Annotated in this window: 15 protein-coding genes; 11 read left to right on the top strand and 4 right to left on the bottom strand. The window is 42.8% G+C overall.

All coding sequences use genetic code 11. From position 1 onward, the window contains the following. Positions 1-24: 24 nt before the first annotated feature. A complete protein-coding gene (locus Q0081_RS17835) occupies positions 25-1200 on the bottom strand; it encodes a DUF4271 domain-containing protein (RefSeq protein ID WP_298356175.1) in 1176 nt (391 codons plus the stop codon). Positions 1201-1283: 83 nt separating this feature from the next. After that, entirely contained in the window at positions 1284-2159 is an 876-nt protein-coding gene (gene sucD / locus Q0081_RS17830; RefSeq protein WP_298356172.1) for a succinate--CoA ligase subunit alpha, read from the bottom strand. Between the two features lie 283 nt (positions 2160-2442). Between sucD and Q0081_RS17825 the strand changes: the two genes are divergently transcribed. Beyond that, complete coding sequence (locus Q0081_RS17825; protein WP_298356170.1) at positions 2443-3015, top strand: DUF6962 family protein; 573 nt, start codon at positions 2443-2445, stop codon at positions 3013-3015. 36 nt (positions 3016-3051) lie between these two features. Here Q0081_RS17825 and Q0081_RS17820 read toward each other — a convergent pair whose 3' ends face one another. Further along, on the bottom strand, positions 3052-4380 hold the full coding sequence (locus Q0081_RS17820) for an MFS transporter (protein ID WP_298356168.1): 1329 nt from the start codon (positions 4378-4380) through the stop codon (positions 3052-3054). A 97-nt stretch (positions 4381-4477) separates the two neighbouring features. Here Q0081_RS17820 and Q0081_RS17815 point away from each other — a divergent pair, with 97 nt between their 5' ends. Then, positions 4478-5590, top strand: coding sequence for a serine hydrolase (locus tag Q0081_RS17815; protein ID WP_298356165.1), 1113 nt, complete (start codon positions 4478-4480; stop codon positions 5588-5590). A gap of 80 nt (positions 5591-5670) precedes the next feature. Here the strand turns inward: Q0081_RS17815 and Q0081_RS17810 are convergent, their stop codons facing one another. Continuing rightward, on the bottom strand, positions 5671-5934 hold the full coding sequence (locus Q0081_RS17810; protein WP_298356162.1) for a hypothetical protein: 264 nt from the start codon (positions 5932-5934) through the stop codon (positions 5671-5673). A gap of 102 nt (positions 5935-6036) precedes the next feature. On the opposite strand from Q0081_RS17810, the gene Q0081_RS17805 reads away from it, so the two are divergent. From Q0081_RS17805 to Q0081_RS17765, 9 genes are all read left to right on the top strand, one after another. After that, complete coding sequence (locus Q0081_RS17805) at positions 6037-7077, top strand: sensor histidine kinase (RefSeq protein WP_298356159.1); 1041 nt, start codon at positions 6037-6039, stop codon at positions 7075-7077. A gap of 44 nt (positions 7078-7121) precedes the next feature. Further along, positions 7122-7898 carry a LytTR family DNA-binding domain-containing protein gene (locus Q0081_RS17800; RefSeq protein WP_298356157.1) on the top strand — a complete coding sequence of 259 codons (777 nt, stop codon included), beginning with the start codon at positions 7122-7124 and terminating at the stop codon, positions 7896-7898. 103 nt (positions 7899-8001) lie between these two features. After that, positions 8002-9228, top strand: coding sequence for a hypothetical protein (locus Q0081_RS17795; protein WP_298356154.1), 1227 nt, complete (start codon positions 8002-8004; stop codon positions 9226-9228). A gap of 66 nt (positions 9229-9294) precedes the next feature. Then, entirely contained in the window at positions 9295-10959 is a 1665-nt protein-coding gene (locus Q0081_RS17790; RefSeq protein ID WP_298356151.1) for a hypothetical protein, read from the top strand. Positions 10960-11021: 62 nt separating this feature from the next. After that, positions 11022-12431 carry a rhodanese-like domain-containing protein gene (locus Q0081_RS17785; protein WP_298356148.1) on the top strand — a complete coding sequence of 470 codons (1410 nt, stop codon included), beginning with the start codon at positions 11022-11024 and terminating at the stop codon, positions 12429-12431. 435 nt (positions 12432-12866) lie between these two features. Further along, positions 12867-15869, top strand: coding sequence for a TonB-dependent receptor (locus tag Q0081_RS17780; protein ID WP_298356145.1), 3003 nt, complete (start codon positions 12867-12869; stop codon positions 15867-15869). Positions 15870-15873: 4 nt separating this feature from the next. Next, positions 15874-17553, top strand: a complete 1680-nt coding sequence (locus Q0081_RS17775; protein WP_298356141.1) for a RagB/SusD family nutrient uptake outer membrane protein — start codon at positions 15874-15876, stop codon at positions 17551-17553. A 222-nt stretch (positions 17554-17775) separates the two neighbouring features. Continuing rightward, positions 17776-18348 carry a YeeE/YedE family protein gene (locus tag Q0081_RS17770; protein ID WP_298356138.1) on the top strand — a complete coding sequence of 191 codons (573 nt, stop codon included), beginning with the start codon at positions 17776-17778 and terminating at the stop codon, positions 18346-18348. A gap of 17 nt (positions 18349-18365) precedes the next feature. After that, positions 18366-18866 (top strand): DUF6691 family protein, encoded by a 501-nt coding sequence (locus Q0081_RS17765; protein WP_298356135.1) that lies wholly within the window; start codon positions 18366-18368, stop codon positions 18864-18866. Positions 18867-19149 lie beyond the last annotated feature (283 nt).

Below are 19149 nucleotides of genomic sequence, written 5' to 3'. Positions count from 1 at the left end.
ATTTAGTGGGGCGGCCCGCTTCTCTTACAGGGCATACCTTACCCCGATGATGAGGGGGATTAATTCGACGATGCAAAGGTAAGAAATTAAATATAAACTTTTAACAGTTGTGCTGTTGCTAATTGTAAAGAAGATGAGAATCACTCGTAATACATAAAAAATTATACCGGGAATAATAATAAAAGGCCGAACCAAAGAAGACCAGTCAAAAACGTAAAAGGACGCTAATGAGGTTAACAAAAGCAAGGTTGTATAAAACAACAGCGACGATTGTATTATTTTGAAATAGTGAATGTTAGCTATCCCTTCCAGACGATATAATGTACCTAAAATATATAAACTGAAATATTTACCTACCAAAAAAGCAAAACAAATAAGAGCAATTTTGAAGTAGTTAAACCAGGCATCCGAGAGAGACTGCCCGGTCAATAATAATTCTTTAGAAGAAAATAAGTTGTATTGTTTGTCTTGGGTAAACAGGTATAAGTACCCTAATTGTAAACTTAGGAAGCCAACAAAAAGCAAATTAACACGGCTGAATGGCTTATTAATCAAAAAAGACTCGTCACGAATATTCACTTGAAATAAGTCTGATACACTATAGGCACGTTCAAATGCACGCGAATAGCCGTTAAATAAGTAGGTGGCAAACACTATTAAAAGCAACATGCCTATCACAAAAAAATCAGACATGACAGCTTCTTCTCTTGGTTTGAGATTAAGAAAAGATTGTTCTTCAATTGTAATGAGTTTTTCAATCGCAGCTTTTCGATGTCCAATCAGTACCGTTTTACCCACTTGCCCCGGCGTACCATAGAGGGTAATCATCAATTGAGGGCTTCGGTAAATGTTATAAAGACTGTCAATACGCATGACACGCCACGTTCCTGCTTTTAAGTTTTCCCGCAAGGAGCCATTAAAAAAAAGATAATTGTCTTTTTCGACGAAGATGAGAAGTTCGTAATGAAGGTTGCTTTCTAAATCAATGATGGTGTTAATTGACAATTGAGTATTATGTTGTTCTGGAACATACGGTATATATTCTTTCTCGCGCTGATCATAAACCAACCATTCCTGACTCAAATCTTTTACCAAGAAATATTGCTTATCCGGCCCTACTTCAGCATTCGCTTTGGCAGAAAGCAAAAGTATAGAAGAAAAAAGGAGCAGAAAATAAAGTACAAATGTTCGGTTTCTCACCTACAATCAGATTTTATCAAAACAAACAGGCAGCTAACCTATAAGGTAGCTGCCTGCAAAATTACGAATTTCGATGGTATTTCTTAGGCTTTCGCCAATGCTTTCACCATAGTTTCACCGATAAGGGCAGGTGATTCTACTACAAAAATACCGCATTCACGCATGATGCGCATTTTTGCGGCAGCGGTATCATCGGCTCCGCCAATGATAGCACCTGCGTGGCCCATACGACGTCCTTTCGGAGCTGTTTGGCCGGCAATAAAACCTACGACGGGTTTTGTACCAAATTCTTTTATCCAACGGGCAGCATCTGCTTCCATACTTCCTCCGATTTCACCAATCATTACAATGCCTTCAGTTTCGGGATCATTCATCAACAATTCAACAGCTTCTTTGGTAGTAGTACCAATAATCGGGTCACCACCGATACCGATAGCCGTTGTTTGACCGAGCCCTGCTCTGGTCAACTGATCTACTGCCTCATACGTTAACGTTCCCGATTTAGAAACAATGCCGATAGTACCTTTTTTAAAGATAAAGCCCGGCATAATACCAACTTTACATTCATCAGCAGTCATTACACCTGGGCAGTTGGGTCCAATCAAACGACAATTTTTAGTACTGATGTACTGTTTTGCCATCATCATGTCTTTGGTTGGAATACCTTCCGTGATACATACAATCACTTTAATACCCGCGTCAGCAGCTTCCATAATTGCATCACCCGCAAAAGCAGGCGGAACAAAAATGATTGATACATCAGCACCTGTTGCATTTACAGCGTCAGCGACAGTATTAAACACAGGGCGATCAAGGTGTGTTTGTCCTCCTTTGCCGGGGGTTACCCCTCCCACAACGTCAGTTCCGTACTCAATCATCTGTTGGGCATGAAAGGTACCTTCAGAACCTGTAAAGCCCTGTACAATTATCTTGGAGTTTTTATTGACTAATACGCTCATTGGTGGTTGGTATAAATTGCGTGATTCAAGATGGTTAACTTTATTTTATTCAAGACAGAAGCCAAAAATTTTCCAGTAAAAGTAGGTCTAAATGGAGAAAGTACAAAAGCCCTGCTTCAAGAAAAATTTTTAAGAGCAAAAAAACACTCCGTTCTCTGCCATGAACTACGAAATAATAATACCTTGCCAATGGTTTTTCGGAACTGAAAAGTCGTCTAACTATAAAGTATATTAACCAGAAGATTTATCTTTAGCCTTTTAATCCTTAACACCCTTCTTACTTATGATTCAATTTTCCAACGCCATTTCTGATGCTGTTTTAGCAACTGTCTGTATCGTCGTTTTTTTTCGTTTTTTTGCACGTCTTCCTTATTACAATCGAATTCTTTGGGGAATATTTTTAGTAACAACTGCCTTAGCGGCAGCAGCAGGGGTTTTTCGTTTCTTAGGCTTCCAACAACTCATTGACACACATCGCTCCCTAAGCACATTGGCAGGAAGTGTTGGTTTGGCTTCTGTAGTAGCCGCGATCTGGGGACTGGTAATGCGTCAAAGCTTTTCACGCTCTACAGTCATCTTAACTATTGCCGTTGGGCTTATTCTGTTTGTTACTTTATTATATCCTGCTTTCCAAGTTTTCGACTCCGTAGTGCAGGCATTAACCATGCTGTTGGTTATGTTGATAGCCGTCTATGGATTATTAAGAAAATACCAAAAAGCCATTTGGATTGTGATTGGAGTTATGATGATTGGATTGGCCACTAAAGTAGCAACCAATCACCTGCCTTTCAACCCTACGGACATTTATCATTATGCGCTTGCGGCAATGATTTTATGTTTTGGTAAAGCGGTTTAAGTAAAACGGATTAGATGTTGTTTTAGAAGCCCTAAACTACTCTTCCATCTCCAGCCTTGCATTTTCAGTGCTTTGAATAAATGCCTTCAAACCGCTGAATAATAACAAACACGACAATCCAAAGGCGAATACCAAGGTAATGGCAAACGATAAATGTACTTGATTGGGATCATGAAAGAGTTTATCGTTAAGAAACCCTACCATCAGCGGCCCGCCGCCTAAACCTAACAGATTGACTACAAATAAAAATAAAGCCGAAAAAGTAGCCCGCATGGGAGCGGGAATCATCTCTTGAACCGCCGCCGTTGCCGCCCCGTAAGGAATAGAAGTAACAAAAGAACTCAAGGCCAAAAGCACAACAAATACTTTCAGCGGTGCACTTGTCAGGGTAAAAAGGAGAAGGATAAGAAGTGCGATAATAACTCCACCCGACATACCGATAAATCCGACCCGCATTTTGGCGTCGGGATACCCCTGTTTGGTGAGTCGGTCACCGTAGCGTCCGCCAAAAATGACTCCACCTGTAGCAAACACGGTAACAATTCCACCCAACAATAAGCCTGCCTGCGATTCGGACAATCCATAATGGCGTACTAACAGCGTTGGGGTCCATGAAGTGGTAGCATACGAACCGAATGCCATAAAGGCAATTCCAAAAAACAGACACAAAATGGCTTTGCGGTTAGCGGAGTAATAAACGTTTATCTGCTGAAAAGTGATAGCTGTTTTTTGCAGATTTTTGCGCTCAGGTTCACGTATGGTCAGTGCAATCAGTGCCACAATCAATAAACCCGGTACACCTACGATGAAGAAGACGCTTTGCCAAGGAAAAATTTCCCCAAAAAACGGAAGCGTCCACGTCCCTTCTACACTAATTAATTTAAGAATTAGTGCCACCAACAAGATAGACAGCCCCGACCCAAGATATACACCTACGTTATATACGCCCAAGGCAGTACCGAGTTTATGACGCGGAAACAAATCGGTGATGAGCGAATAAGCTGCGGGCGAAAGGGCCGCTTCGCCAATTCCAACTCCAATACGGGCCAGAAAAAGTTGGTTATAAGTTCCCGTTATACCGCACAGTGCCGTCATTAAACTCCAAATGGCAATTCCATACACAATAATCTGCTTCCGACTTTTGCGATCAGCCATTCGACCGATAGGGATTCCTAAAAAAGTGTAGAAAATGGCAAAACTGAAACCGATAAGTAACCCGACTTGGGTATCTGTTACACCAAAATCTCGTTTGAGTGGCTTGACGAGCAGAGTAAGCACCTGACGGTCAATAAACGACGAGATATAGGCTAACATCAATACCGCTACTACATACCACGCATAACGAAGGTTGGAAGGAGAATTCATGAAGTAAGGAAAGGTTTAAGGTAAAATGGTAAATTTCAACCAAAAAATGTTATTTTTCGATTTCATCCATAGTACTTACATTAAGCAGCATCATACCATGCGTTTACTTAACATTGCCACTTTTTGGGCATTATTTTTTCCTTTTATCGCTTGTTCGCAAATGCAATTAGAAAAAGACTTGGATGCGCTCCTAAGTGAGCAATATAAATCTACACAAGCGGGGATTGCTGTCATGATTATCAAAGATGGGAAAATGTTGTATCAAAAAGGGTTTGGATTCGCCAATGTCACGACTAAAGAAGCGATTACTCCCCAAACTACTTTCCGAATGGCTTCGGTCTCCAAGCAGTTTACGGCTATGTGTATTTTACTTTTGGTAAAGCAGGGTAAAATTTCCTATGAAGACAATTTGCTAAAATTCTTTTCTGATTTTTCTCCGGTTGTTGGCAAAAAAATTAAAATAAGGCATCTGCTTACTCATTCATCAGGAGTGTGGGATTATGAAGACCTTATCCCTGCCTCCCAAAAAACTCAACTTCTTGACAATGACGTTTTGGCACTGCTTCGTTCACAATCCAAAACGTATTTTGAACCAGGAAGCACCTTCAAATACAGCAATTCAGGGTTTTGTTTATTAGAGCAAATTGTTGAAAAAGCTTCGGGACAGTCTTACATTCATTTCATAACCGAACACATTTTTAAACCCCTGAAAATGACCGATACGCGCATCTATGAAGCCAATGCAACAATTCCGCATCGTGCAATGGGTTTTGCCCGTACGAAAGAAGGTATATTGAAAGATTCAGACCAAAGCGTTACAAGCGCCACCAAAGGCGACGGTTGCGTTTATACATCCCTGAAAGATTACCAAAAATGGTATAATGCTATACGTACCCATCAGTTACTGAATTTAGAAGAAGAATTAAAAAAGGTACACATTTTGCTTCCTAAAAACGTACAGGGCCGATATGGGTTAGGATGGTTTTACGCGCAGGATGCCCAAAATCCATTGGCCATTTACCATACCGGCAGCAGTTGCGGATTTAGCAATGGTGTATTGTTAGTTCCTTCAAAAAACTACCTTTTTGCTTATTTCTCCAATATTGCCGACAATCACGCTATTGAAAAGGAAATAGGAGCGCTCCTCAAAAAACACTCGTTTTATGACACTGCCTTTGATTTTCTGAAAATGCTTGAACTGACTCAATAGGGATTTATTGCTACGGCTATTGAATTATTAGTGCATTGATGTAATTTTGGCCTCCGGATGTACGTTTATATATAAGTTTCTTACAACCGCCACGGCGGATCGTCCAATAACGCTACAGTCATGCTCAAAAAACTACCTTGGCGCCGCAGCCTTCTATTCCTCAATGTGCTTTTTATCAGCAGTTGCAGTTTGAGTTCAGAGTCTTTGTCCTTAAAATCAATGCTTAGCAAAGCCCCCATGAAGTCATCTGTTTCGAAATGCAAAGAAGGAGATTTGATTTGTTGTAAGAAAACACCCGAACGTTGTCCCCGAACTCGGCCTGTTATATAACCCTTTGATTTCATTTTACGACGATTCAGTTCTCAATTTAGTGCTTTCACGCACAGGCAATTTCCCATTTACTAACTATACGTTTATTTTTGTTATCAACTGTTTTGGCATCAACAATGAACGTAACCCTCAATGACAAAAGACTGCTGTTTATCGGTCCCTTTATTCTTTGGGCGGTAGCTACCGTTTTTTTTAATCTGCCAACTCTTTGCGAAGACAACTTTACGGCTGCTAAATTCTTAGTTGCGGCCTTAATCTCCGTGTATTTATCTTGGTTTGTGGGTCGTTGGATGATTATCGGGGTTCGTCAAAGGTATCCCGGAATCGAAAAAATACGCCAACGCCTTATTACTTTGGGCATACTCAGTCTTCCAGCGGTGGTCGTTTTGGTCATACAACGGTTGCTTTTCTTCGACTATTTTGTCTACAACAATGATCCCAAATTTGATTGGTTTCACTCCGAAACCTTGTTTATGGTGGGACTGAATTTGTTCTACCTAGCCATTATTTTTGCCGTTTACGAGAGTCGTTATTTTTTCAGGCAATGGCTCATCAGCAAACGTCAAACCGAAGAACTCAGTCGTGCCAATTTGGAAATGCAGTTGGATTCGTTAAAAAACCAAGTCCAGCCGCATTTTTTATTTAACAGCCTCAATACGCTTCAGGCGCTTGTCAAGTCCAACGAAAATAAAACCGCGGTTCGCTTCATTGGTGATTTGTCACAGGTATATCGGTATTTGTTACAAAGCAATGAGCAACAGCTCATTTCGCTCGAAAAAGAGTTGGAATTCACCCACGCTTATTTTGGATTGCTCAAAACCCGTTTTGAAGACGGGATTTTGTTGGAGGTAAACGTTAACCCTATCTTCCGCCACACCCAAATTCCTCCGTTGACTCTACAGCTATTGGTAGAAAACGCCGTAAAACACAACGTAGTATCTACTTCCAAACCTCTGAACATTAAGATTTTCACAACTATTGATGGCAACCTTGTCATTCAAAACAATTTGCAATGCAAGCCCAATAACTCAATGCCTTCCAGCAAAAAAGGATTGATGAATATTGCTTCAAAATACGCATTACTGCGACAACCTCACGTGCAGATTTATGAAAAAGAAGACATTTTCGAAGTGAGGGTTCCGCTCATTGGAGAATAGGGAATAAAAGAGGCCAAGGTTAAAAATTAATACATCAGCAAAAAATGAAAGTAATCATTATTGAAGATGAAGCATTGGCTGCGCGGCAGTTGAAAGCAATGGTGCAGGAGTGCGACGAAAACATTCAAGTATTAACGATGCTCGACAGTGTGGAAGCATCGGTACAATGGCTGCGTACCAACGAACGCCCTGATTTGATGCTGATGGATATTGAATTGGTTGACGGGCAAAGTTTTGAGATTTTCAACCAAATAGAAGTCAAAAGTCCTGTCATATTTACAACTGCTTACAACGAATATGCCATACAGGCTTTTCGAGTCAACAGCATTGATTATCTTCTTAAACCCATTGATGAAGAGGCGCTGCGACGCAGTCTGAATAAGTTTCGGGAATTGAAAAAAGTCTATGGCACCACCGACAACCAAGTGAATATCAATGAACTTGTGTCACTCATAAAACAAACAAAAACGTTTTCTTCCGAATACCGTGAGCGATTTTTACTCAAACAGGGCTCCCGGCTTGTGCCTATTGAGATAGAAGAAATCGCCTATTTTTATAGTCAGGAACGACTAAGTTTTGTTAAAACGTGGGACGAGCGCTCGTATGTGGTAGATTATACCTTGGACGAGTTGGAATGTCTGCTCAATCCCAAACATTTTTTTCGGGCCAACCGCCAAATTATTCTTTGCGCTAAATCGGTTGATAAAGTCCATCTTCATTTTAATAGCCGCCTCAAACTCGACCTCAAGCCTTTTGCAGCAGAAGATGTATTCATCAGTCGCGACAAAGCGGGGGAATTTCGCAACTGGATGGGGGAATAGTAAGTTTGGATTGTCTTGGGTTTTTATTACTTTTAATAGCCCGTTCAGTTATGAATATATGTATTGAATAAGCACTTATCAACAACCCTAAAACCAATCCGTTATGGCAAATTCGTTTTCTCCCTCTTTGGAGGATTCATCTGATTACAACCGAGTTTCAACCAGCGATTTTTTACTCGGCATTCCGCCGTATCTCTATGCGGTAGTTTTCTCCTCATTTTGCGTTATTGTAGGCCTTATATGGGATATATGTTGGCATACAAGTATCGGGCGCGATGGCCTTTTTTCACCACCACACTCGGTGATTTATGTAGGTGCTGTCGTATCAGGACTCTTTTCGGGATTTCAGGTATTGTACACTACTTTCAAAGGTAACGCCATCCAAAAAGCGCAGAGCGTCAAGGTATGGGGCTTTTTTTATAGTTCCCTTGGTGCCCTGTTTTGCATTTGGGGCGCATTAATGATGCTTACTTCCGCTCCGTTTGATGATTGGTGGCACAATACGTATGGCCTTGACGTTCAAATCCTTTCACCACCACATACGGTTTTGGCATTGGGAATTATCGGTGTGCAGTTTGGAGCCATTGTCAGTGTACTTTCTGCTAAAAACCAAATAGCAAGTCAGCCTTTCAGCAATGAGTTTACCAAACGCCGTCTTCGTCGCCTTAATGTTCTTTTTGCGCTTTCAGGTGGGTTTTTGATGACGATGTGGTACACACTACTTTCCGAGGAAATGGGCAGCTGGGAAATGCATAATTCAAGCTTTTACAAAGTGACAGCCATGGCATTCCCTCTATTTTTATTGGCCTTCGGTCGCGGTGCAGGCGGGCGCTGGAGCATTACTTCCGTTACGGGTGTCTATATGGCCTTGATGTGCCTTACGCTTTGGATTATTCCATTATTTCCTGCTGAACCTAAGTTAGGACCTATTTGGAATCACATTGACCACTACCAGGGCTTTGCCTTTCCGCTGTGGTTGATTGTCCCTGCAATGGCGATGGATTGGCTTTTAAACCGTTATCCTATTTTGAACGATTGGTGGATGGCAGCCATTATGAGTGTTGTTTTTGTGATTTTAATATTGGCGGTTCAATGGCCTTTTGGCGAATTTTTACGCGAATCGCCATATTCTCGCAATTGGATTTTTGGTAGTCATTACTCTTATTTCGGCAACGACCCGAATTGGGAATACCGCTTTAAATTTGCCCCTTGGATGCTTCAAAGCGCGACTGATTTCAGCATTGGTATCGCTTATGCTTTAGGGTTTGGTTATGTTTCATCACGGATTGGACTGGCGTGGGGAAAATGGATGCGTAAAATACAACGATAGTTGGCAGTTCATAGTCAACAGTGAATTCGACCCAAATCGTAAACCCTAAACAGCAAACCCTTTGCTATGGAGTCTTTTAGATTAAAAACAATACTTCTTTTTTCAACACTTTACATTCTTACCTCGACCTTTTCTTTTGCGCATATTGGCAGTTCGGGTGTATTGTTTCAAGGTCAAGCAGGTGCTTATCGCGTCTTAGTAAGCCTACAACCCCCTGATGTGATTCCAGGAACAGCCCAAGTGACTGTTTATGTAGAAAACGGTAACGTAAAAACGGTAATGGCTCGCCCTATTTATTTCCGCACGGGCGACGAAGGTGCTCCTTCAGCCGACCCTCTGGCGTCTGTCCCTAACCAAACAGGTCAATTTCAGGGAATTGTGTGGTTGATGGGAGGGGGGGCTACGAGTGTCCAAATCACCCTTGACGGTGACTCGGGCAAAAGTGAAATCGTAGTTCCTTTAGTGGCCATTGCCACTGCCCAACGCGAAATGCCAGCGGGGTTGGGTGTATTGCTCAGTATTTTAGGACTGCTTTTAGTGGTGCTGCTTATTACTGCCATTGGTGCCAGTGCCAGCGACGGCTTGCTCAAAGCAGGTATTCCGCTTACTCCCAAGCAACGCCGCGCTCGCTGGACAAATATGGGCATTGCGGCCGTAGCCTGCACAGCTATTTTGTACGGTGGAAGCAGTTGGTGGAACAACTGGACAGATGACTATCGACAGTTTATGTACAAACCTCTGCAAGGAACCGGCAAAATTATGAATCAAAATAACGAACGCGTTTTTCAGTTAAAAATTGACACGCTGCAATTGGTTCAAAGCCGGCAAAGACGTACCACGCTGAGTTATCTTATTCCCGACCACGGTAAGTTGATGCACTTGTTTTTGGTACGTCAAAACACCTTCGATGCGTTTGCTCACCTTCATCCCGAACGCCGCGACACCACCACGTTTGAAGCGTATTTACCCAAACTTCCTGCCGGTAAATACCTTGTTTATGCTGATATTGTACAACGGTCAGGCTTTACGGAAACCATTACCGATACCATTGAGATTCCTGCTGTTTATGGCAATGCATTATTGAAAACCGACCCGGAAGATACATACGTGGTTACGGATCCACTGAATAATCCCAAACAAATCCCGATAGACGAAAACGTAGTAATTTGCGGTAAACCCGGTACCAAAACCAAACTAAAAGATGGCTCTTCCATCGTATGGGAAGGCAAACCAGATGTATCTTTTGAAGCAGGAAAACCGTATCAACTGGCATTTGAAGTACTTGACCCGGCCGGCAAACCTGCCGAGCTGGAGCCTTATTTAGGCATGAACGGACACGCTGCCATTATCAAATCGGATGGTTCGGTCTATATTCACCTTCACCCCGTTGGTACGTATTCAATGGCGGCCCAACAATCAATGCAAAGCCGTATTGCTGATACAACTCGCATTTATCGTTTACCTACCAATACCCAAGTCTTTCGCGACAGCATTGACCGCTACATAGCAAGTCTGAAAGCAATGACTCCTGCCGACCGTGATCGCTTATTGATGGCAAGCATGACAGGAATGGATTCTCAAAAGATGGCAGGGATGAAACACGAAAATCGTATCGTCTTTCCCTATGCATTCCCCAAACCGGGCCAATACCGTATTTTCCTGCAAATCAAGCGAAATGGGCAGGTATTAACGGGAATATTTGACGCCACGGTGAAAGCCGCTTCGATGTAAATTCAGCGCCAAACGGAACTCTGTCTGCTTGAATTTGATTTAGTGGTAAAAGCAATGTGGCTATGAAAATCGAACAAATATATACGGGATGCCTTGCACAAGGTGCGTATTACATCAGAAGCGAAGGAGAAGCAGCTGTCATAGATCCCCTTCGTGAGGTGAGTCCCTATATTGATAGAGCAACCAAAGACGGAGCAAAAATCAAGTACGTTTTTGAAACGCACTTCCACGCTGATTTTGTCTCGGGCCACTTAGATTTGTCTGAAAAAACGGGAGCGCCCATCGTTTTTGGCCCTAATGCTAAAACCGGTTTTGAGGCTTATATTGCAACTGACGGCGAAGAATTTCAATTAGGAAAAGTGAAAATCAGGGTGTTGCATACACCCGGACACACCATGGAATCCACCTGCTATCTACTTTTGGATGAAAATGGCAAAGAAACAGCCCTATTTAGTGGCGATACTCTGTTCATTGGCGATGTAGGCCGACCCGATTTAGCCCAAAAGTCAAATTTAACCATCAATGATTTGGCGGGTTATCTGTACGATTCGCTCCGCGGCAAAATCATGCCCTTACCCAATGATGTGATTGTTTATCCCGCCCACGGAGCGGGCTCTGCCTGCGGCAAAAACATGAGCAAAGAAACTACGGACACCTTGGGCAACCAAAAAATGTTTAATTATGCCCTACGTGCAGATATGATCAAAGAGGAGTTCATAAAGGAAGTCACGAATGGCTTGACCAAGCCTCCTCAGTATTTCCCACAAAACGTCAAAATGAATAAGGACGGCTACGAAAGTATCGACGTAGTGATGGCGCGTGGGGATAAAGCATTGAGTCCTGCTGCCTTTGAGGCCGCCGCCAATGAAACGGGAGCTGTTGTATTGGATACGCGCAGTGCCCAAGTGTTCAACAAAGACTTTATTCCAAATTCTATCAATATTGGGCTCAAAGGAGATTTCGCCCCATGGGTTGGTGCCCTAATTCCTGACATCAAACAGGAACTCTTGCTCGTAACTGAATCGGGTGAAGAAGAAGAAACCGTGCTTAGATTGGCACGTGTAGGCTACGACAACGTCATTGGCTACCTTGATGGCGGAATCGAAGCGTGGAAAAAAGCAGGGCAGGAAACCGATTCGATTACTTCTATCTCGGCAGAAGAATTGGCTGAAAAAATAGAAAACGTTTTAGTCATTGACGTACGTCGCCCAAGCGAATATACTGCCGAACACATCGACGGTGCCAAAAACCTTCCACTTGATTCTATTAACGATTTAATGGCCGAATTTCCGAAAAATCAGACGATGTATATTCACTGTGCCGGTGGCTATCGTTCCATGATAGCAGCTTCCATACTAAAGTCACGCGGCTATGATAATCTGGTAGATGTAGCAGGAGGGTTTGCAGCCATTTTGCAAACAGGCCGATTTAAATTGACCGATTATACCTGCCCAACTACGCTGAAAAAGTAGCCATTATTTCTAATAAATTTATGACCCTCGCTCACGAAAAATCAGGCTCGGCGCGAGGGTTTATTATTTTTTATAGAAAAAGTATTGCTATAGTAGTATAACATTTTGTGTTTGTAAATCAAGACCTTCCACTCTCTATTTATAATTAGCAAACCTTCCGTCCATTTCATCAGACTATTTTGTTAATGGTGACAAACGAAAGACTGCTGACTACCAATTATTTGACCGTAAGATCTTCAAATCCTTTGCTCTATTTTAGGAATCCAATTATTCTAAAATAGAAGAATTTAAAGATTTGATAATTTCAAAATTCTCCTTAGAGTGCAGTTTAATACCCACTTTTGTGGCTGAAATGGTTGATGTAAATTTACCTCTGTTTTTATTTTCAACTATCCCACTTTTATTACTGCAAACTTTTAAACAAAATCCTCAAATATGAGACACTTCTCCTGTTCTCCCCCATTAAAATTAATTTTCAGCGTTTTTTTATTCACAATTCTGTGGGTTACAGCTCCTAATGTATATTCCCGCACCGCGGAAATCACCATTAAAGGACGAGTAACTGATGCTTCTACGAAAGAGGCACTTGTGGGCGCCAATGTCGTATTGAAAGGTACCCAAAAAGGAACCAACACCGATGCCAACGGAAATTTCAGCATCCCCGTTACTGACGAAAAAGCGGTATTGGTATTCGGTTTTATTGGGTTTGAAAAGCAGGAAATTGTAGTAGGAAATCGTACTGCGATTGAAGTTTCCCTCAAATCTTCGGCCTCGGAACTCTCACAGGTAGTGGTAATCGGCTATGGAACCACGACTAAAAAAGACGCAACGGGATCCCTCAAAACCATTAAAGCTGCCGACTTCAACCGAGGGATTGTTAACTCGCCCGAGCAACTTCTGCAAGGGCGCGTAGCAGGGGTAAACGTTACCTCGGCAAGTGGCGAGCCCGGCGGTCGTCAAAGTATCACCATTCGTGGACCCGGAGGAGTACGTACAGGAAGTACGCCTCTGTTTGTACTTGATGGTATCCCACTTGACAATTCAAGCACGGGTGGCGCAACCAACCCAATGAACTTCCTTAACCCGCAAGACATCGAAGCTATCGACGTTCTTAAAGATGCTTCTGCCACCGCTATTTACGGAGCACGGGGTGCCAACGGGGTGGTTTTGATCACTACCAAAAAAGGAAAAGTTGGAACAGGAAGTCTCTCACTTACGTCCAATACTGGTGTTTCAAACGTAGCGAGAGCGTTGCCGTTGTTTACTGCCGATGAGTTTCGTAAACAAGTGGCCGCAGTAGGAGGTACAGTGGATGACCTAAAGGCCGATACCGATTGGCAGCGTGAAATTACTCGCCAAGCTACTACTCAAGACCACAACTTATCCTTTAGTGGTGGAGCTGAGAAACTGACTTATTATGGTTCGGTAGGGGTTCAAAACCAAGAAGGGGTGATGAAAAACAGCTCGCTCAAACGCTATACAGGTCGTATCAATGCCTCGCAGAAACTGATGGATGACCGCCTGGTAATAGACATGAACCTAACGGCTTCACAGACCATCAACAACCGTCCGCCTATCGAAAGTGTGCTTGGTTCAGCACTATCAGCTAACCCTACCTATCCCGTTCGTGATGCCAACGGTGTATTGGCTCGTTATCAAGCTTTTACCAACCCTGTGTTAGCTTTGGACCTAAACAAAGATGTGACCACCATCAACCGCATCGTGGGAAGCATTTCGCCTTCGTTCAAAATCTTTAAAAATCTGACCTACAAGCTTAACCTTGGCGTAGATAATTCAAGCTCAACTCGCGACGCACAAGTATTTCCAAGCACCGTACCTCAACAGGACGGACGATTGGATGCTACGTATTTAGATAACCGTAATGTGTTGATAGAAAACTATTTCACGTTCAACGACAGCTTTGGCGACCACAGTTTCAATGCATTAGTGGGACATTCTTACCAGAAATTTAGATTGAATGGCAGAAACTGGAGCGTCAACAAGTTTGCAGTCTCACCGATTGAGCCGGCCAATAATCCAAGTTTGGGACAAGAACTGGCTTTAGCAACCAACCGTCCGGGTGGTTTTGCCGTTATCAACGAGTTACAGTCGTTTTTCTCTCGTCTTAACTATACTTTCAAAAACCGTTATTTGTTTACTGCTACTGTGCGTGCCGATGGCTCAAGCAAGTTCGGAGCAAATAACAAATACGGAATATTTCCGTCGTTCTCGGCCGGATGGCGTTTATCTGAAGAGTCATTTATGCAATCGGGTCCCTTCTCTGATTTGAAACTTCGTGCAGGTTGGGGACAAACGGGTAACCAGGAAATTCCTTCTAAAATCACCCAAGCACTCTTTACCTCAAGTGCATCATCCACAACAAGTTATCCATTGGATGGTTCGACCAACTACCCTGCGGGAACAACGTATGTTCGTTTAGCCAACCCTGATATTCAGTGGGAACTGTCAACTCAAACTGACATCGGTCTTGATTTTGGTCTCTTCAAAGGTGCTTTGACAGGTACAATTGATTATTTCCGCAAAGTATCCAACAAAATATTATTGGAAGTTATCCCTTCTGACCCTATCCAACCTGCCTCAACGTATTGGACCAACGTGCCAAACATGACGATTACCAACCAAGGGCTTGAATTAGACCTTAACTACCGCTATGTAGGTAAGAGCGGCTTACGTTTCGACCTCGGCGGTAATATCACGTTTATCAAAAACGTAGTAAATAATTCTCCCTATACCGTTATTACATCAGGATCAGCAACAGGTCCGGGTTTAACTTCGGCAACAGTAAACGGATATGTAAACGGGCAGCCAATCGGAACTTTCTATTTGCGTCAGTACATCGGTATTGACGATAAAGGCGTAAGCAAATATGCCGACTTAGATGGCGACGGTATAGGAGGCACCGACAAAGACCGTGTCGCAGCAGGAAGTGCGTTACCGACACGCCAATTCAACTTGAATGGAAGTGTTTCGTACAAAGGTTTTGATTTATCGGCCAACTTTAACGGTGTATCAGGTAATAAACTTTATGACAACACTGCCAATGCGTACTTCTACAAAGCTCGTTTAGTGAAAAACCTGAACGGTATCGCAGAGTCGGCAGGTGAGCCAAACGAGTCTATCAACAACGCTGCGCCTGTTTCGACACGCTTCCTAAAAGATGGTGCCTTTTTCCGTTTGAATAACTTGACTTTGGGTTACAACCTGGATACCAAGAAAATCGGTATCAACAAATGGATTTCAGGAGCACGTCTGTCAGTGACCGGTCAAAATTTGTGGCTCATTACTAAATACAACGGCTACGATCCGGAAGTAAACGCTGCTGACCGCAACGTCAACGGTATTTCATCATACGGGATTGATTACCTGAGCTATCCCAAGGCCCGTTCATTCATTTTTAGCTTGAATTTAACTTTCTAAGAACATGAAAAAAACATTCATATTTGCCCTTATTTGCTGCAGTTTTCTTACCCTCAACAGTTGTACAGACCTCGTAGAAACTGTACTCGACGAATCGTCTGTAACAGGCTTGACCGAAAAGCAGACCGCCGACGGAAACCTTGCTCCCGTGTATGCACTGTTGCCCAGTATTTTTCAACATACAACATATTTTGCCATTCAGGAAATTTCGACCGACGAAGCGATTTTGCCCTATCGTGGTGGCACTGACTGGGGCGACAACGGAATTTACCTTGCCTTGCACCAACATACTTCTACCAGCACTGACCCTAACATTCGCAATACATGGTTGCTGCTTACTCAGGGGATTTCGCGAGCTATTACGGCCATTAATGCCTTACCAACTGTCAACGACCCCAACACAAAAACCTACATTGCCGAAGCACGCGGCATAAGAGCTTATTACAACTTAATGCTCTTAGATTTGTTTGGATTGGTTTTTGCCAAAGATGACGCACAAGCTATCTCTGAAATTTTACGCGGTGAACAGGCCGTTGAATATCTCAAAGCTGAACTTTTGGCAGTTGAACCTGATTTGTTGACTACTGTTGGCCCAGGACGTTTTACCAAAGGTGTTGCTTGGGGTTTATTGGCCAGATTGTACCTTAACGCTGGAGTTTATCGCGATCGTTACGCCACAAATATTCAGTTTAAGCCCGAAGACATGGACAAAGTGACAGAGTACTGCGACAAAATCATCAATTCGGGACAGTATCGCTTGTCGGCCGATTATTTCTCACTTTTCAATTCGGACAACAACAGCAACAAAGAATTGATTTTTGTGGCCGAACAACGTGCTGAACTCAACGGACACAATCGTATGGCTTACTTCTCATTGTCGGGCGACCAGTTTCCACTACCCGCCTTCCCTGCTGCCAACGGTACCGATGGCCCTGCCATTACCCCTGATTTTTATCAGTCGTGGGCACAAGCCTATACACCCAAAGACCCTGCTGGTACTGACCCACGCTTTTTTAAACAAAACTGGACAATACCTGCTGACTCTTGTATTGCGGCTGATAAGTTTGAAATGAACCGCGGTATCTTACGTGGAACGCAGTTTGGATTGCTTCGCGTCAACGGAGCTTTTGTACGCTGCGGTACTAACTATAAAATAGGAAAACTCTTCAATGTGACTCGCAACCGTCCGACTTTGCCCGTTAATTTTACGGAGCAAGTAAACTACACCGTAGCTGGTAGCGATTATAACACAGGCTATCGCGTGTTGAAGTATGAATTCAGCAAAAAATCGTCGTCAGGACGTAACCTTGGCGATGCCGACATTGTAATATTACGTTTGGCCGATGTGTATTTGATGCGCGCCGAAGCAAAACTTCGCAAGAGCAATGATGCCGCAAGTGCTTTAGCTGATGTAAACTTCATTCGTGCTTCGCGTACAGCGGTAGGTACACCTGCCCCTGCCCTGACAAGCATGACCCTTGATTTGCTATTAAGAGAGCGCGGCTTTGAACTTTATTGGGAATCAATTCGCCGTACCGACTTAATTCGCTTTGGTAAGTATGAAGGTACATGGACAGAAAAAACTAACACTGATCCTAAAAAACGTCTCTTCCCGATTCCGCAAACGGCCGTTGACGGAGCGTCAAACTTACCCGGTTATTTGAAACAAAATGACAGTTACTAATACTGCAAATCGGTAATAGACTTTTCAATACACAAAAAGGCTGTCTCAACCAATGAGGCAGCCTTTTTTGTATACAAGGTGACAAACGTTACATTATTAAGATTAAATTGTACCGAAATTGATACTATTCTAAAATGAAACAAAGTTTAAGCTAAAAAATCAACTTATTTTGTATTACAATAGTTACCCTGTGTATATAGTAATTAAAACCCTGTTTAAAGAATGGAAATCATTGAACTAATCAAAAAACCGTGGCCCTGGTACGTAGCCGGACCACTGCTGGGCTTCACTGTGCCGGTATTGTTGCTGATTGGCAACAAATCTTTTGGGATTTCTTCATCGCTTCGGCACATTTGTGCCGCTTGCCTTCCTGCGGGTATCCCATACTTTAACTACAATTGGAAAAAAGAAACCTGGAATTTAGTGTTTGTCACAGGAATCTTGATTGGAGGATTTCTGGCAAATCATTTTTTGGCAAATCCGAACACGATTCTTATTTCGGATCAAACGGTCGCCGATTTAAAAGCGCTCGGTGTGCAGGATTTCTCAGGATTAATGCCTCTTGATTTGTTTGGCGTTGAAAATATACTTTCTGTCAAAGGCCTCATTTTTATGGTATTGGGTGGTTTCATGGTAGGTTTTGGAACCCGTTGGGCGGGTGGCTGTACCTCTGGGCACTCCATCATGGGATTGTCTAACTTGCAACTTCCCTCGTTGATTGCAACCTGCTGTTTTATGGCAGGTGGTTTTATCACTACCCATTTGCTGATGCCACTGATTTTCAAGCTTTTTTAATTTAAAGAATTGTACCCATGAAAAATTCACAAGACAATATAGCTTTAGCCCCCGACGAAGAATTCGTATGTGATGCTCCCAATGAGATGGCGCAAACCGAAACAGGATTGGCCCTTGGCAAATACCTGATTGTCGGCATACTATTTGGAATCGTATTTATTAAAGCAGAAATCATTTCTTGGTTTCGCATTCAGGAAATGTTCCGTTTTCACAGTTTCCACATGTACGGAGTGATTGGCTCGGCCGTTGTCGTCGGCATGATTTCAATATTTATCATCAAAAAATTCAATATCAAAACGCTCGCCGGAGAAGAAGTCCATTTGGTCCCTAAAAAATTCCACAAAGGGCAAGTGTATGGCGGCTTGTTATTTGGCTTGGGATGGGCCATTACGGGCGCCTGTCCCGGACCGCTCTACGCACAAATCGGAGCAGGTTATTTAGCCGTTATTGTATCATTAGCAAGCGCTATTGCCGGCACATGGGTATATGGTTGGTTGAGAAAATCAGTTCTTGCGTGACTTTAAGTGCTCACGCACTTGTTATCTGTTAATCGTTATTAATAAATCGCCGCAAAGGCACGATTTTCTTGTCCAAGCACTTAAAAGCTACAGTTGGATTCATACTGTGGCTTTTGTTGTATTTTTAAGCAGTCAAGCAGAAATTTTCGAGTATTTAGTTTATCATTACTTAGATTCAAGGAGTAAATGCAACTTTTAAAGAGGGCAAGAGAAGTAATATTTTTGAGAAAGAAGGGGTATCCCCCTTCTCCCCAAGGATAAATTACGTATAATTGCCTTCCGT

The sequence above is a fragment of the Runella sp. genome (assembly GCF_027484545.1).
Classification (GTDB): Bacteria; Bacteroidota; Bacteroidia; order Cytophagales; family Spirosomataceae; genus Runella.
The sequence above is the reverse complement of the archived record's forward strand: the minus strand, read 5'-3'. Positions and strand labels throughout refer to the sequence as shown.

Bases quoted from the DNA above. Each gene is read 5' to 3' on its own strand.
- Q0081_RS17790 (WP_298356151.1), top strand. From the start codon at position 9,295: ATGGAGTCTTTTAGATTAAAAACAATACTTCTTTTTTCAACACTTTAC.
- Q0081_RS17815 (WP_298356165.1), top strand. From the start codon at position 4,478: ATGCGTTTACTTAACATTGCCACTTTTTGGGCATTATTTTTTCCTTTT.
- Q0081_RS17810 (WP_298356162.1), bottom strand. From the start codon at position 5,934: ATGAAATCAAAGGGTTATATAACAGGCCGAGTTCGGGGACAACGTTCG.
- Q0081_RS17820 (WP_298356168.1), bottom strand. From the start codon at position 4,380: ATGAATTCTCCTTCCAACCTTCGTTATGCGTGGTATGTAGTAGCGGTA.
- Q0081_RS17765 (WP_298356135.1), top strand. From the start codon at position 18,366: ATGAAAAATTCACAAGACAATATAGCTTTAGCCCCCGACGAAGAATTC.
- Q0081_RS17800 (WP_298356157.1), top strand. From the start codon at position 7,122: ATGAAAGTAATCATTATTGAAGATGAAGCATTGGCTGCGCGGCAGTTG.
- Q0081_RS17805 (WP_298356159.1), top strand. From the start codon at position 6,037: ATGAACGTAACCCTCAATGACAAAAGACTGCTGTTTATCGGTCCCTTT.
- Q0081_RS17825 (WP_298356170.1), top strand. From the start codon at position 2,443: ATGATTCAATTTTCCAACGCCATTTCTGATGCTGTTTTAGCAACTGTC.
- Q0081_RS17785 (WP_298356148.1), top strand. From the start codon at position 11,022: ATGAAAATCGAACAAATATATACGGGATGCCTTGCACAAGGTGCGTAT.
- Q0081_RS17770 (WP_298356138.1), top strand. From the start codon at position 17,776: ATGGAAATCATTGAACTAATCAAAAAACCGTGGCCCTGGTACGTAGCC.
- Q0081_RS17775 (WP_298356141.1), top strand. From the start codon at position 15,874: ATGAAAAAAACATTCATATTTGCCCTTATTTGCTGCAGTTTTCTTACC.
- Q0081_RS17780 (WP_298356145.1), top strand. From the start codon at position 12,867: ATGAGACACTTCTCCTGTTCTCCCCCATTAAAATTAATTTTCAGCGTT.
- sucD (WP_298356172.1), bottom strand. From the start codon at position 2,159: ATGAGCGTATTAGTCAATAAAAACTCCAAGATAATTGTACAGGGCTTT.
- Q0081_RS17795 (WP_298356154.1), top strand. From the start codon at position 8,002: ATGGCAAATTCGTTTTCTCCCTCTTTGGAGGATTCATCTGATTACAAC.